Annotated in this window: 12 protein-coding genes, 1 tRNA gene and 1 pseudogene; 4 read left to right on the forward strand and 10 right to left on the reverse strand. The window is 60.1% G+C overall.

From position 1 onward, the window contains the following. The 6 genes from LZ016_RS07295 to LZ016_RS07320 form a co-directional block, all read right to left on the reverse strand. On the reverse strand, positions 1-2,913 hold the full coding sequence (locus tag LZ016_RS07295) for a site-specific DNA-methyltransferase (RefSeq protein ID WP_241446739.1): 2,913 nt from the start codon (positions 2,911-2,913) through the stop codon (positions 1-3). Continuing rightward, entirely contained in the window at positions 2,913-3,902 is a 990-nt protein-coding gene (locus LZ016_RS07300; protein ID WP_241446740.1) for a protein NO VEIN domain-containing protein, read from the reverse strand. The genes LZ016_RS07295 and LZ016_RS07300 overlap by 1 nt, the downstream gene beginning before the upstream one ends. Then, positions 3,899-6,901 (reverse strand): BPTD_3080 family restriction endonuclease, encoded by a 3,003-nt coding sequence (locus LZ016_RS07305; RefSeq protein WP_241446741.1) that lies wholly within the window; start codon positions 6,899-6,901, stop codon positions 3,899-3,901. The genes LZ016_RS07300 and LZ016_RS07305 overlap by 4 nt, the downstream gene beginning before the upstream one ends. A 122-nt stretch (positions 6,902-7,023) precedes the next feature. Continuing rightward, positions 7,024-7,413, reverse strand: coding sequence for a helix-turn-helix domain-containing protein (locus tag LZ016_RS07310; protein WP_241446742.1), 390 nt, complete (start codon positions 7,411-7,413; stop codon positions 7,024-7,026). A 248-nt stretch (positions 7,414-7,661) separates the two neighbouring features. Then, on the reverse strand, positions 7,662-8,258 hold the full coding sequence (locus LZ016_RS07315; protein ID WP_241446743.1) for a hypothetical protein: 597 nt from the start codon (positions 8,256-8,258) through the stop codon (positions 7,662-7,664). A gap of 717 nt (positions 8,259-8,975) precedes the next feature. Then, entirely contained in the window at positions 8,976-9,509 is a 534-nt protein-coding gene (locus tag LZ016_RS07320; protein WP_241446744.1) for a hypothetical protein, read from the reverse strand. A 98-nt stretch (positions 9,510-9,607) separates the two neighbouring features. Between LZ016_RS07320 and LZ016_RS15685 the strand changes: the two are divergent. Next, a pseudogene (locus LZ016_RS15685) lies at positions 9,608-9,748 on the forward strand (excisionase family DNA-binding protein); the annotation flags it as partial. 14 nt (positions 9,749-9,762) lie between these two features. Beyond that, positions 9,763-10,749, forward strand: a complete 987-nt coding sequence (locus tag LZ016_RS07325) for a tyrosine-type recombinase/integrase (RefSeq protein WP_241446745.1) — start codon at positions 9,763-9,765, stop codon at positions 10,747-10,749. A gap of 15 nt (positions 10,750-10,764) precedes the next feature. On the opposite strand, the gene LZ016_RS07330 is transcribed toward LZ016_RS07325, so the two are convergent. Beyond that, the gene (locus LZ016_RS07330; RefSeq protein WP_241446746.1) at positions 10,765-11,436 is read right to left on the reverse strand and encodes a topoisomerase DNA-binding C4 zinc finger domain-containing protein; all 672 of its coding nucleotides are present in this window, start codon (positions 11,434-11,436) and stop codon (positions 10,765-10,767) included. Between the two features lie 146 nt (positions 11,437-11,582). After that, positions 11,583-11,657 (reverse strand) — tRNA-Val (locus LZ016_RS07335). 101 nt (positions 11,658-11,758) lie between these two features. Between LZ016_RS07335 and LZ016_RS07340 the strand changes: the two genes are divergently transcribed. Next, positions 11,759-12,472, forward strand: coding sequence for a PaaI family thioesterase (locus tag LZ016_RS07340; protein ID WP_241446747.1), 714 nt, complete (start codon positions 11,759-11,761; stop codon positions 12,470-12,472). Here the strand turns inward: LZ016_RS07340 and cpdR are convergent. Next, on the reverse strand, positions 12,469-12,846 hold the full coding sequence (gene cpdR, locus LZ016_RS07345; protein ID WP_241446748.1) for a cell cycle two-component system response regulator CpdR: 378 nt from the start codon (positions 12,844-12,846) through the stop codon (positions 12,469-12,471). The genes LZ016_RS07340 and cpdR overlap by 4 nt on opposite strands. 95 nt (positions 12,847-12,941) lie before the next feature. Here cpdR and LZ016_RS07350 point away from each other — a divergent pair, with 95 nt between their 5' ends. Next, entirely contained in the window at positions 12,942-13,772 is an 831-nt protein-coding gene (locus LZ016_RS07350; RefSeq protein WP_241446749.1) for an N-formylglutamate amidohydrolase, read from the forward strand. A gap of 162 nt (positions 13,773-13,934) precedes the next feature. Here the strand turns inward: LZ016_RS07350 and LZ016_RS07355 are convergent, their stop codons facing one another. After that, positions 13,935-14,726, reverse strand: coding sequence for a SapC family protein (locus tag LZ016_RS07355; protein WP_241446750.1), 792 nt, complete (start codon positions 14,724-14,726; stop codon positions 13,935-13,937). Between the last annotated feature and the right edge of the window lie 204 nt (positions 14,727-14,930).

Here is a 14,930-nt window from a genome sequence, read left to right on the forward strand (position 1 = left end):
TTAGACCCCGAACACCTTCATCACCTCGTCGCCGAAGTGGTTGATCACTTTCACCGCGATGCGACTGTTCGTCGGCCGCGGGAATGGGCGTGACGTGTCGCTGTAGAGCGTGCTCCAAGCCTCCTCGTCGATCTCTGAACGAAGGGCGGTCTTGAGGCTTTTGTATGGGTCGTTCGCGCCCAGGAAGTAGGCGTGGCGCACGAAGAAGCTCTCTTCGTTGTAATCCGTGTCCACGAACCACGCGGCAATACCGCGAGTGTCGTTGGAGCGAATATCGCCGGTGTTCGGATCGAACACATCGACACCATTCACCTTAACGCGGATCGTCTCGCCACCGTCGTCGAGCACGTTGATGTCAGGCTCACCGAACACCACAAACATATTGCCTTTGCCGGTATTCTTGAGCTCACCGGCCATGTGCATGTCAGGATTGATGCGCGCCTTGATGATTTTGAGCGAGCCAAGGCCATCGAACTCAGACGAGTGCGCGTCGAAGTTGAACGCACAGGCGATCACTACATCGAAGCGAGCATCGGCTGCTTCGCGAGCCGCAGCGACCAAGTCAGAGCGGCCAACCGTGCCGAACTCTGGACCGATGAAGATTCCTGCCCGGCGTTCGACGCCGGTGTCGCCCTCTGTGAAGCTCGCATCCGCACCTATCCAGTTGCCCGGCCATGGGTGCACGCTGTCGAATGTGATGCGGTCGCCCTTGTCGTGCTGGTGAACACCAGCCGTTTTGAGGTGCTCAATGACGATCTGCGCAAAATCGTTCTCGGGTGATTCCGTGCGAACGCGCTTGCCTTCGGCGGCATCGATTTCTTCGATCAGTTCGGCATCGCTCGCAGGCAGCACGCGGTGTGGCGAAAGGCTCTCAACGGTGAAGGGCCCAGCGACGCGTATACGGCTGTTATCGACGTAGGGGCGGTCGTAGAGCATTTCGACCTCTGCGCCCCTGACGATAGATTCATCGATCTCGCGTTGACGATCTGTCCGCGCCGTCCACCACGAGGTCAAATCGGCTTTCGCTTTGGGTGGCCAGGACTCTCCCGCGGCGCGTGGGACATCCCACTCCTCCCAGCTCTTATTGAGCGCCGCATTTAAAGATGCGCGCAGAGGCTCAAGCGCTTTTTGCCACTTCTCCCAAATCACATCGATTTCAGCATTGTTGGAAATCGATCTGAGCGTGACATGCGGCGCTCGCTCGTAAACAAATCCTTGGCGAATGTCGTTCGCGAAGACTCGATCTTCGGGCACGCGGCCGGACAACTGAGCTTCCTTCGCGGCGCCCTCACGGCTGTCGGCTAACTGATACCAAGGAAACCGCGCAGCCATGATCCGAGTTCGGGCCAGCGCTAACGCTACGCGGCTGGTGTCAATTGTGATCCACCGCCGTCCCCACTGCTCTGCAACATAAGCAGTTGTTCCCGATCCGCAGGTGGGATCCAAAACGAGATCGCCGGGATCGGTTGTCATGAGAATGCAGCGTTGGATGACAGCCTCTGAGGTCTGCACCACATACGTCTTGTCTGACGCTGAAAAGGTGTCCGTCCAGACGTCGGTGATTACCTCGGACGGTGCATCGCCAAAGAAGTAGCGCCAACGCAGACTGGTTGTCAGAGGCTGCAGCCGATCCGCCATAGCGAGGCGATTCATGCCGTCGAGATTCGTCTTCCAGCTCTTACCCTTGGGAGACGCAAACGTCCTACCAGCGAGAGTGTATGGAAACGTGCAAGACTGAGTGTAGCCTGACGAGGCCAGGTTTTGCGCCGTGAAGAATCTTTCAGCTGCAACGCCGTGCTCCTCGGCGCTCGTGCGAGAGATAGTGCGGCCGTCATCATCCAACGCCTGCGTGAACTCTGGATGTTCTGAAAGCAGCTTGGGCTTTTTCGCCTGCCGAAACTTCATGTGGTCTTTCGATTTCGAATACCAACAAATGAAATCGGTTGTTCGTGCAAGGTCAGACACACCCAACGGGCTCTTCACGCGGAAGGTGATCTGCGCAACGAACTGCTCAGTGCCAAACACTTCGTCCAATACCGCCCGCACGCGATGCACATTCTCATCGCCGATCTGCACAAAGATTGAGCCACTGTCGTGAAGCAGATCCCGCATTACCGTGAAGCGATCGCGGAGGTAGGCCAGGTATGAGTGGATGCCATCCTTCCAGGTATCGCGAAACGCTTTCACCTGTTCGGGCTCTCGGCTGATGTCCTGCTGCTTGCCGTCCTTCACGTCACGCGATTGCGTGGAAACCTGCCAGTTCGAGCCGAACTTGATGCCATAGGGTGGATCGAAATACACGCACTGCACCTTGCCGCGCAGGCTCTCACGCTCGGCAAGGCTCGCCATCACCTGCAGGCTGTCACCGAGGATCATACGGTTCGACCAGTGCAAATCGTGGGCGTAGAACTCCGCCTTCGCCTCAGGGTCCAGGCCGTTGAAGTCGGCAAACAGGTCCGGCGCGTCGCTCTCTGCTTCGCGGGTAGTATTACTGCGACGTTTGAGGTCGTCGATAATCGCCTTGGGGTGGACCTTCTCCTGAATGTAGAGCGGCGGCACTTGGACAATCAGGTCCGACCAGTCCTGCGTGTCCTTGCCGCGCCAGACGAGCTGCGCGTCGCCGATCTCGACTTCACCCGTCTCGGCGAGCTGCTTCATCTGATCCTTGCTGAGCCGGATGCGAGCGCCGTTCCAGATGATCTGCGGGTCGAGATCGGGGTCGCGGTCCCTCATTTCTCCCTCCGGCAGTGGCCGTGAGCGCTCGTAATGCACCGGCTCGCGTGGATCACGATCCTCCTCGCGAAGGAAGAAGCTCTCCATCTCCGCCGTCGGGATGTTGCGCCGCCGCGCCTCGTCATGCGTGAGCGTGCCGATCTGCTTCGGGCGGCTGCCTTGCCCGTTATTCCGCGCCATTACGATTGAGTCCTCTTCGTTCCCTTCCACACCATCGGTGCGATTTCGAATTCTCGTTCAAATTCCCGCAGGTCGTAAATTTGCACCTGGGGCTTGCTGAGTGCGTCAACGACCATCGCAAGCCGCCATTCCGAGGCTTCGCGGTAGCCGTGCTCATTAGCTGTCAGGAAGAAGCGGGCCTGTTTGCTCGCCGTCCCTTTCACTTCGACATGGAGGGTGCTGCCGTTCTTGTGTGTCGCTTCGAGGTCGAAGCCGACATTGTCATCCTCGCGTGACACACACTTGTAACCCTGCTTGGTCAACACCGCCTTGGCAGCTTCGACCGCCGCCACTTCGACGCTCTTGCGGTGCTCGGCGTCACCGAAGCCGCAAAGTGGGTCGATCTCGTCGTTGTCACGGTCCGGCGCAGTCTCGACGTCTGGATTCTCGATTGCGACGTTCTTGAGCCGCCTAAGGCGCTCCTCGAGAATTGCGCGAACCTCGCGCTTGTTGTCGTTCGTGACTACATTTGGGCCGGCGAGGAAGGAGTATTTGCCCTGCCGAATGCTCGTGTGAGAGAATGGGTGGGTCCGAAATTCCGGCGGGACCAGGAACGCCTTCTTCGCACGGATCGAATAGTAATATTCGTCACTTGGCTCGACGCCGCCAGGGTCGAAGCCGTCGGGGCGAATCTCATATTTTCCCATCAGTTCCGCGTCTTCATACCAGCCGACGACGTTCACGCCTTGGCGATGCGGATCCTTCGCAAGGCAGACGACTGTCCAGCCATGAAGGTCTGGGTTCCAGGGCGTCCCGCTGCCTCCCTGGGGCGGAGTGTAGCAGTAGTAGGTGCCGTCGCTTTGGCGCAGGAAGTTCCAGGCTTCGTGCCCCTGCTCGCCGCCTTTGATCCACGGGAAGTTCCCGTCCACCGGCCCACCTCGATAGAAATCTGACCAGCCGAATTTCACCCACAGCAGCTTGTCGAGACTTGGGGTTGGCCTGGAACTCATGCGAATTCCTTCACTAGCAAGCGGTCCACCAGCTTCGCGAAGTCATCATCCATGACCGCCCAATCGCCGAACTCGGCGAAGCCCCAGCGACCGAACTCGCCGAGCGCGTTCACGCCGGGCACCCAGTAACTCATCATGGTGTCGCCCTTCGCCTTAGCATCCTCGCCGCGATAGCCCTTGACCTCCAGGATCAGGTTCAGCGGCTCGTCACCACCATCGTCCAATCGCACCACGAAGTCGGGGACGTAGCGGCGCGAAATACCGCCATCGAGATATGGCACCTCAAGGCCCATGCCCTGGTTCTTCGCGTAAGCCAGCACCCGCGGATGGCTTTCGAACACGTCCGCCATGACGCCTTCCCAGTCGCTGTCGAGGACGACGTGGCTGATCTGGCACTTGGGTGGCTTCGATCCAGTCACTTGGCATGTCTTCGACGTGATGAAGTTTACGAACCTGGTCGAGCCCTTCGGATTGTAGGGGTCGAGGATCGCTTTGATGCGGGCATCCTCGCCAGCGCCGCGGTTACACGCACGGTCGATCCGCTCCGCCGCCTTGGCGAGCTGATTGAGGTAGAGGATCGCGCCGGTCGGCACTCCCTTGGTGACAAGGTAGCCCTCGTCGATCCATCGTCGAGCAATCCGCTGGATCTGCGGAAACAGGTGCTGCTTCGGGATGCGGTCCTCGTCGAGGAAGCAGGTGTAGAGCAGGTGTTTGGCGAGGTTGAAGCTGATCGTGGAGGGCCGCAGCCCTTCCAGCACCTCCGGCGTGATGATGACTCCCTCGCCGACGATGCCCTCCATGAAGACCTTTGTCGCGCCAATGTCCTCGGGAGTTATGATGAGCTTGGAGTCTTCGGTGAACTCGGCGACCAGCCGCTCTTCGGGCAAATCGCGTCGGTAACCAGTGACCCGCGGGAACATGATCTCCTGCTCGGACCGTTCCTTGATGGCGTGGACGCGGGTAATCGGCTTCGGCGGTCGGGGCGTGGCCACTTGTGGCTTGCCGGTGAAGTCGAACGGGATGCCCATGACGTCCGCATATTCAACGTCGAACAATCCCGTTTCGGGGTTGAGCTCGTATGACTGACGACGAAGACCGCGACCGACCACCTGCTCGCACAGCAGTTGCGTCCCGAATGCGCGCACACCGAGAATATGTGTCACGGTGTTGGTGTCCCAACCCTCGGTCAGCATCGACACCGAAACGACGCAGCGAATTTGCTCGCCCAGGCGGCCCTCGCGACCGACGGTGTTCATGACCTCGCGCAGCAGGTCTTCGTCGCTGATGTCGCCGACGCTTCCCGCGCCGCCGCGCTGGGCAAGCTCACGCTTAAATTGCTCGATCTCCGGCACAGCCATTTCGCGAAAATTCTTGTCTAGGGCGTCACCAGACTCGATCTGGCGAGAGTCGATCAGCAACGTCCTCGGCTTCGACAAACGTCCGCCATGCTCATCATAATTGCGGAACAGCTCCAGGTTGCCACCGTGGAAGGCAGCGCGCTCATCGCCCTTCTCGCCGACTTCACGCTCGAACCCCGAAATCCACTCGAAAACCAAGCGGGAGATCGCTGTGTTCTGACACACGACAATGAACACCGGCGGCACGCCGATGCTCTCGGCCTGCCAGAGCTGGAACGTCTTCTCGTAATGGCTGTAGAGAGCGTAGAGTGCAGTCTGCAGCTCGTTCGGCAAATCGAACGGACTCATCTTGCCCGCCGCCGCTGCTGTCTTCGGCATGCTCTTGCCGATATGCTTCCACAGGTGCCGATAGAGCACGTCCTGCTGGTTCGGCAGGTTGTCGGAGACGGGCACGCGAGGGAGCTTCACGATGCCGCACTCGATCGCGTCCATCAGGCTGAAATCTGACACGACCCATGGGAAGAGCGTGCCTTCTTCATAGCCAGAGCCGCGCAGGAAGAACGGCGTCGCCGAGAGGTCGTAGATCGCACGGACGCCGACCTTGCGCTTCAACGCCTCAATGCCGCTGATCCAGAGGCGGGCAGCCTTCTCGTTCTCGGCCGCCTCCTCCTTTTCCTCGATCGTGATCTTCTCTTCTTCGCCGCCGACCTTGTGCCGGTAACAGTGGTGCGCCTCGTCGTTGATGACGTTTACATTGCGGTGGCTGAGTAAACTTCCGCAGGCTCGTTTGAGCATCTCCCCGTCGGTCTCGGTCGTGCGGATCGGTTCAGGATCGTTACCCTGGAGCAGCCCCTTCGCGACCTTCGGCGCCTGCAGAACCTCGCGGTGCTGAAAGGAATGGTAGTTGGTGATGACGATCTCAGCCTTGCGGACCTCGCCAATCATCTCCGGCGGCACGATCTCGCGAGTGACGTAGTAATTGTCGGGATCCTCGGGGAGCAGGACCCGAAGCCGGTCACGGATCGTAATGCCGGGCGCGACGATGAGGAATGCCTTGCTGAAATTCTTCGAATGGGGCTGCCTGACCGCGTTTACGGTCTGCCACGCGATAAGCATGGCCATCACCGTGGTCTTGCCGCTGCCCGTCGCCATCTTCATCGCGATGCGGAAGAGATCGGGATTGGCTTCCCGATTTGCCTGCAAGATCTGCTCGGTGAGCTTCTTCGTGGCGGAGCGTTGAGGGGCTACCTCGGTCAGCCAGATCATCGTTTCGACAGCTTCGACCTGACAGAAGAATGGTCGCACGCCGGAGAACTCATGATTGCGCCAGTAATCGAGCAGCCGCTGGCTTGCTGCCGTCACACCCCAGTCTGCCGGGTTGGGGATGCTGCGCCACGCATCAACGTATCCTCTGACCTCGTTGATCAGAGCATTGTCGGTATAGCTCTCCAGATCGAGCGTGCCTTGCGCCGGCGCCTGCCGCTTCCTGGACTTCGGAACCGGAACGATGAACTTCGAAGGGCGGCGCCCCTTTATGGGCGGCAGGTCGAGCGGCTGCCCATGCTCGTCCAGCGGATGGTGGAGCGCGGGGATCGCGTAAGGCGAATTCAGGATCGGTTGTTCGTAGAAACTGCCCGGCACGTTATTCCCCCATCAGCCGCGGCATACACCCCGCGGCTGGTTCCGAGCGCAACCGTAATAGCCAGCCTTATCCTAAGGCAACAAGCCGCAACGGAAATATCGCGCCTGGCGCTGATGGATCGTTACCGACCCAAGGCTTCTCGAACCTCAGCAACCTTGGACGCAGCCAAAGCCAACTCCTCCGCGCCCCCTGCCGTGAGAACGCTCTTCACCATGTCTTCGATCATGACGTTGAGCAGCGCTACGCGCTCTAACGCTACGATCTCCTTCAATGAGCGCTCGCGAGCTCGCTGCCGCGCCTTAGTAGTCAGCGACACCTCCAGCTCGACCAAGGTCTCAGCAACTCTGCGACCCTTGAGAGCGCCGCGACGCTTGAGCTCGCGGGAGACCGTCGCGGGTGAAACGCCGAGCTCGCGAGCGAGTTGACTACCATTCCTATGGCCGAGTTCATACGCATCGACGGCTTTGAGCCATTTCTTCTCGGTGATGAGGTTGCGGTGCTTCTTTGGCATCAGCGATTATACCACGGAGTGACCGCCGGGATTTGGTTGATGCGTTCAACCGCACCAAGATTGCGACACAAGTTCCCAGACCCGCCGAAAGCGCCGGAAAACTGCCGAGAACCAGCCGTCGATGCCGCCGCCGAAGTGGAGGGCAGATTCATTCGCCACCGCTCTAAACTTCTATTGCAGGCACACGGACCGGCAATCGAACAGGGACGACGACGAGCAGCATTACACGCCGCCGCCCCTATCGCTATCTATCGATCGCAGACGGCAACGGAGCGATCGGCGAGTGGGGTAATGAAGACCCACCGACCAACGGCATCGCTGGTGAGTAACCCTTCGCGGTGCAGCTCCAGGGCTTCGCGAACCACAGATTGTCCGGGGTTAGGCAGGGCATCGATCGACCACTCCCTATAAAGCAAGGAGTCACGATCACCACCGTGCGCCTGGAGGTGAAGCCCGAAAAGTTCAGACGCACGATCAAAGTCGGCGGCGAGCACGAATGCTTCGATCGGCGTCGGGTCTCTCATTTCAAATATGCGCACGCCCGAGAGCTCCATTTCATCGCTGTCGAATGAAGACCAGCCTTCGGAGTCGATCACCCATCCTGCATCTTGATCGTAGCGGGCGATGCCTTCGGTCGAAGTCGCTAGGAGCGCTTCAAGCTGAATCCGCTTGTCCCGGTTGAGACCATCGAGTGCGACGAGCTCGACCGAGAACGCCCGATCAGGAAGCTCCCGCGCTGCCGCCGAAGTTACATACATCTGCATCGCCTGCTCTTCCGAGCGTGCAGCAACGTGGGTGACAGGGAGACCAATGGGTTCGATCTTATAGAGCTTGAGTAGTTTCATGAGATTCACCTTTCTATTTCGAATGAACCTCATGGTTATGGTCAGCTCGTAATGGATGCGGGTGGCTTCTGCATGGAAGCTCATGGGAAGTAGGTAGCGGCGTTCCGCCGCTACCAGGCGCCGCCTCCGCTTCGCTCCGGCGCTCGCCTCGTCTTTTTCAAGAAGACTTCGAGTCCAATCAAATCAATATCTAAGGCTTCCCAAAGAAGCATATCCCCCCTGCACACGGAGTGACGGCACAAGGGCGGCATCTCTCGTATGCAAGGGGATTGCGACTTCCCATGAGAAGTGGAGAAGGGCCTATGTAGCTCACAAGGCGGTTCGGCGGAGTCCGTGACCGAACCATCAGACCCCCAATCCGCTGCCGTAGCAGCACTCGGTTATCCAGGTATTTGGAAACACCCCGGCTTTGCTCTCATCTTCCACGAGGCCGGGGCAGGGAGTTGCGGCGATGCAGAGCTCCCATCCTTTAAGGCGTCCTTTCGTCTCGCGCCCCCTAGAGCGCTAAACCGGGCCGACAACCGGCGACGCCGATCTTCCCTTCGCTCGCACTGCTCGTAACGCCGGTCTTCGTCCCGGTATCGCCGTTGCGCCGGTGAATGCCGGCTCCAATCTCATGTGCGTATGGCAGGAACCTGTCGGTCCCAGTGAGGCCATAATACTGCATGTCTGTGTGTTGTTCAACACTCAATCGGGCCATGCCGAACGTTTGAGGGGTTAGCCGTCCCGGTCGATGAGAGCGGGAATCAGGTCTAGAAGGCTCCGATCATCTGAGGACAATCCCTCTCGATGCATTTGAGGGAATATCTTCCGCAGTTGCTGCAAAGCGGCGATCTCGTGAACAGACAGCCAGCGCGAGCCAGGGTCGGGATCGCGAACGACATCCTTGAGCACTCTTTGATGTTCGGAGCTGAGATCGCTGAGTGGCTTTCGAGCGATCGTCTCCAGCTCATCTACGAAGGGATCTACGGCTGCAGTTATAAGACGCCAATCCACGCCTGGATGTCGTTGTTGGAGAACCTCCTGCAAAAACTGCTTTTCAGGAAGGCCGACCTCGCGAGCGATGTCTAGCGCTCGGTCCAAAGGAATAGGAACGCGGCCGGTGGCCATGTGACTGAGCACTACCGGCTGTTTGTATTCCAGACGGCGACCAATCTCGCGAAGACTCAGGCCCCGCTCCATTGCGGCAATCCTCAGGCCAGATGCCAGCATCCGAGCTGCGGGTGTCTCCGCCCAACGGTGTTCAGTCATGCTCAATTTCCCAGCTAGACTCTGCTTTATGTGTGTTATATAGCACCCATATGACAAACGTTAGCACGCAAATCCAGTCCCCGCCGCTCGAACCTCCCATGCCACCAGCGAAGCCGTTCACGCCAGAAACCTTGGCAAAGCGGTGGAGCTGTAGCGCGGAAAAGGTCCGTCAGATGATCCATCGTGGAGAGCTCGCCGCGTTTTCACTCGGCAAGCTTTTCCGCATCCCCGTCACCGAAGTTGAGAGATACGAATGCGCCAACTTGCGCCCTGTGCAGAATACGAACTCGTCAGTTACCGTGGAAAATATGCAGTCGCGATCGGTGCCGGAAAGCAGCGTCGTCGATATTCGCTTGGCACGAATGACAAAGGCTTAGCTCGCGTCCGAGCGGAAGAGGTCTGGCAAAAGCTGAATGCGCCAGCCTCCGAACGGGTTGAAGATCTTTGGAAGTCATATCTCGCTGACCGCCGTAAGGATCGGAAGGATGTCACCCGACAGGAGAACGCCTGGAAGCACCTCCAGCCAGTATTCGCGCACTGTCTTGGGACTGACGTCAGCAAGGACGACTGCCGGGCCTATGCGAAGATGCGGCAGCGCTTTGGTGCAGCTCCAGGAACAGTGAGAACCGAGCTCGAATACCTCAGGGCTTGTCTAAATCTTCGCTACGGTCGCGGTCACAATCGAGTTTGGCTTCCCACTGGCAGCCCACCTCGCGATCGATACCTGACGCGAGATGAGTTCGACACGCTGCTGAGCAATGTCGAGACCGCGCATGTGCGGCTCTTCATCATTCTCGCACTCACCACCGGCGCCCGCATGAGCGCAATCTTGGAGCTCCGGTGGGACCAGGTGGACTTCAAACACCAGACGATCAACTTCAACTCACCAGAGCACGAGCAGACTAACAAGCGACGCCCCGTCGTGCCTCTCAATCAACGCGCCCTCGCCGCCCTTGAGGAGGCTGCTCGCGGCGCTTTGACTGGATTCGTTATTGAGTGGAGCGGCGAGCGCGTAAAGAGCATTAAGAAAGCTATCAGGATGGCCGCGAAACGCTCTGCGGTCCCATGCTCGCCACACGTCTTTCGCCACACGGCCGGCGTTTGGATGGCTCAAGCAGACGTGCCGATGCAGAAGATCTCGCAGTTCCTTGGCCATACCTCGACCAGGGTGACCGAGCGAACGTATGCACGCTACAGCCCGTCTTTCATGAAAGATGCCGCGGCGGCCTTGGAGTTCTGATTGAAGGCTAGGGCTCTATTCAAGCGCAGAACGTGCATAGCGGCATTTGGGAAACTCGGAGCAACCGTAAAACGCTCCGAACTTTCCTGAGCGCTGGACCAGCCGCCCCAGGCATCCATCGTTTGGACAGGGAGGCCCAGGCGCTTTGTCAAAGAGAAACCCCGATTGTCGCTCGTGGCGTTCTGATCTTAGCTTGCGATGCGCTCGCTTCTTGAACTCCCAGGGGTGGATATTCCCAGTCTGCGCCCAGATCCCGCGTCGGTTCCGGCGAGCTTCGTCTAGAGCATCGAAATATCGTGCATCCGGTTCGTAGCGATCCAAGACCCACGCCCAGCCGTTCAGCACCATCTCAAGCTCTATATTCCGGCACACCGAGCCTTCGTGCCGCAAGTAAGGAACCGCGACGATCCGGCCATGCCCGTCGATGATGCGGCCAGTGTCCATCTTGAGAAGAATACCAAGGTCCACCCACCGGCCTCCAATCAAGCTCGTAAGGAAGTCCCTCGCTTCGTAACCGCCAGCTTGCCCCAGCTCCGGCGCGTCGATGAAGCCAAACCTAACAGCGGTCTCAAACTCAAGATCGCGACCTGGGATCGAGATGCGGGTTAGAAAGCCGTCGCCATCGAATATTCGAAGCACCGGAACCCTAAGGGTGTCATCTCCAGGTTCCTCCGGCGCAATGAGCAAGGTCGTCTCCCCGCTCTTTTCATCCTACACCGGGACCGTTCAGATCAAGCGCGTCAATACCAACACGTCGGTGCAGTTGAACCAGCCGACCGCTGCAGAGCAGACCATCCAGACTTCTCTAAATCTCTGATCTCAGAGAAGAAAAATGGTGGGCGTGGCAAGGATTGAACTTGCGACCCCTGCGATGTCAACACAGTGCTCTACCACTGAGCTACACGCCCACTCGGGAACGGGCATGTAGAGAGCGGCGGCGGGGGACGCAACCCTTCCAAAGACATCTAATGCAGTTGCTTCGCCCGAGCTCAGATGAGACGATGCCGCCATGTCGACAGTGCGCATCGAAAGGCGGTTCAGGGGACCGCCGGAGTCCGGCAATGGCGGCTATGTGGCGGGCCTCGTCGCCGCTGCTCTAGGCAGCTCCAACTGCACCGTGACGCTGAAGGCTCCACCGCCCATAGACGAGGACCTGACGCTGACGACGGACGATGTGACGGCGACCCTCGCGCAGGACGATTCCGTTCTCGTCACGGCGTCTTCCGAGGCGGTCGACATCGACGTTCCGCCAGCTCCGACCCTTGCGGACGCGCAGGATGCCGAGCCTCGCTTCACGGGGCATCACCGCCATATCTTCCCCGGGTGCTTCGTCTGCGGTCCGGAGCGGGGGGATGGCGACGGCATGCGCATCTTCCCGGGCCCGCTCCATGACAAGGCCAACCGGGTCGCAGCGACATGGACTCCTGACGAGACGGTGAGCGACGGCCAAGGCCGGGTCCGGCCAGAGTTCCTGTGGGCCGCGCTCGATTGTCCGGGCTACTTCGCGGCAGAGGATAAAGCAGGGATGGCCCTGCTCGGGCGAATGTCAGCGGTCCTCCACCGTCCCGTCCAAGTCGGAGAGCCGCTGATCGTCACCGGCTGGCCCATCGAGACCCACGGCCGAAAGCATCGCGTAGGCAGCGCCTTGCACGACGCGAATGGCGAGGTTGTCGCGGCGGCAACCGCGACCTGGATCACGCTGAATGGAGAAAGAGCGGCCTAGAGCCGCCCGTGCTGGTCTTCGGTTTGGAAGATGCGGTCCACCTCGGCGACAAGGTCCTTCAGGTGAAACGGCTTCGACAGGAGCTTGGCTCCAGGGGTCGTTCGGCCGCCCTGCAGGGCGACCGCCGCGAAGCCGGTGATAAACATGACGCGGATCTCCGGGTCGATCGCAGACGCCTTTTGGGCAAGCTCGATCCCGTCCATTTCCGGCATGACGATGTCGGTCAGGAGGAGGTCGTAGCGCTCGTTCTGGAGGAGCGGCATAGCTTCCGTACCGCAGCCGACAGCAGCCACTTCATAACCGACGCGCTGCAGCGCACGCTGCAGATACTCGCGCATCGAGCCGTCGTCTTCGGCTAGAAGAATTTTCGCCATATGTGCACTTATGCTCGGAACGTTTAATATTTTCCAGCGTGATGGCACGAGACTGACCCGAAATGTGACAGTCGAAACAGGAGTACCTGCCCCACATGCCGCTTTCACCGCCGGCCATCCACCTTCCCAGCGCTAACGTTCCTGTGCTCCTTTCGGTCCCGCATGCGGGACGCGATTATCCGCAGTGGCTGGTCGCGCTGTCCAAAGGTGGCGAGCGCGCTCTTCACACGCTTGAGGACCCGCGGGTCGACGAGCTCGCGGGCCGAGCCATCGGCGCCGGGATCGGTGCGGTGGTCGCGAAAGCGCCTCGCGCGGCGATCGACTGCAATCGCGCGGAGGACGAGATCGATCCGACCGTGGTGCGAACAGGACCGGTCGCGTCACTGAGCCCACGCGCCCGTGGGGGACTTGGCATCGTCCCCGGGCGGACGGCGCACGGGCCTTTGTGGCGGCAGCCGATCCCGCGGCAGGAATTGGAGGAGCGGCTAGACCAGGTTCACCGGCCGTACCATCGCGCCATCGAAGAGCAGCTTGGCCTGTTGCTCGATCGCTTCGGCTGCGCGCTGCTTCTCGATTGCCATTCCATGCCGTCCCCCGAAAGCGGCCCGTCAGTAATCATCGGCGATCGCTACGGGCAAAGCGCATCGCCCTGGGTAACCTCCGAGGCAGTGAAGATCGTGACGTCGATGGGCTTCCGCGCGGGCGTGAATCAACCTTTTGCCGGAGGCCATATCGTGCAGCGGCACGGGGCCCCGCACACGGGCGTGCACGCGATCCAGATAGAAATGGATCGCCGACTCTACCTTGCTGCCGACAATTCAAGCGCCGGCAAGGACTTCGCGCGCTGTGCTCGCCTGATTGAGCAGCTTGCCCTTCGCCTCGGCCAGCATTTGTTGGACCGCAGGTTCGCTCAGGCCGCAGAATAGGTAACAAAAAAGGCCGCCCCGTTGCCGGGACGGCCCAAGTTCAGGGAGGAACGCACCCGAGGGTGCGAGGCCCGGGTCGCGCATGAGGGGAAGCCGCGCTGCCCGGGCACCTTCAATTTGGGAGGCTGCGGCGGCCGATCAAGTCGACCCGCCGCAACCCGGTCACGCTTCGGCGGGAACCCGCTGCGGCGCCGGGATCGGGCCTTTGCCCTGCTGCACCTGGCGCGAGAACACCTCGCGGATCTGCGACAGCGAGAAAAGGTGCGCGTAGATGAGCGCGAGCAGGCCGCTCTGGTTCATCTTGCGCAGCTCGTCGCCGCGAAGCTCACGGAGCTTCTCTTCGTCGACCATGCGGAAGCCGCGATACACGAATGGCTGATCGGAGCCTTCCGGCTGGATGGCGACTTCGCCGTCCATCAGCAGGTCTGACTTCTTCAGTTCCTGAAGGAAGGCCGCGGTGCGCTGGCCGGCCGTCTCGAACTGCTCGCAGAACTGAAGGATCGCCTTGGTCGCGTCCGACGGCTCCGTGCCGTTGAACAGCGGCTCGCCGTCCTCGAAGTCGCCGACTGCGCCCGAAGTCGGGTCGAAGCAGAGCGACAGCTCGTCACTGTCCGGACGGAGGCGAGCAAGCAGGAACGGATAACGGCGCATGTAGGCCGGGATGTAGGTCGCCGGATCCTTCGGGATGCCATTCTCGTCGAGGAAAACGTTGGTTCCCTCGCTAAGACCCATCAGGGCCAAGGGAACCGGCTCGGGGCCAACGGAGAAGACGATCGGGTAGTGGCGCTGCAGCAGAGCGAACTCGTCGACGGTCACCGGAACCGCGTGCGTCGCGCCGATCGTAGGCGCTTTTTCGATACGGCGAATCTTCATGCTTGCGTGCTGGCCGGAGTTCAGCGGCTCGAGCGCATTGTAAAAAAGCGGCAATTCCTGAGTGGGCGCGGCAGTCGCCATGTCGATTTAGTCTCCTGGGTGCCGGTCCGGGTGCGCCGTTGCGCCTTCCCACGAGCCGGGAAAAATCGTCCGGTGCGCTCTATTCAAGGCCTTCCGGTTTCGCAAGTGCCGTTCACCTGTGTGAGGAAGGTCTCGCTTGCGGCGGCAATTCATTCATTGTTCAACGGGTTGGCCGCATCTCGCGGTGGGGACCCATAGCTTCAC

This window comes from Sphingomonas telluris (assembly GCF_022568775.1).
Taxonomy (GTDB): Bacteria; Pseudomonadota; Alphaproteobacteria; order Sphingomonadales; family Sphingomonadaceae; genus Sphingomicrobium; species Sphingomicrobium telluris.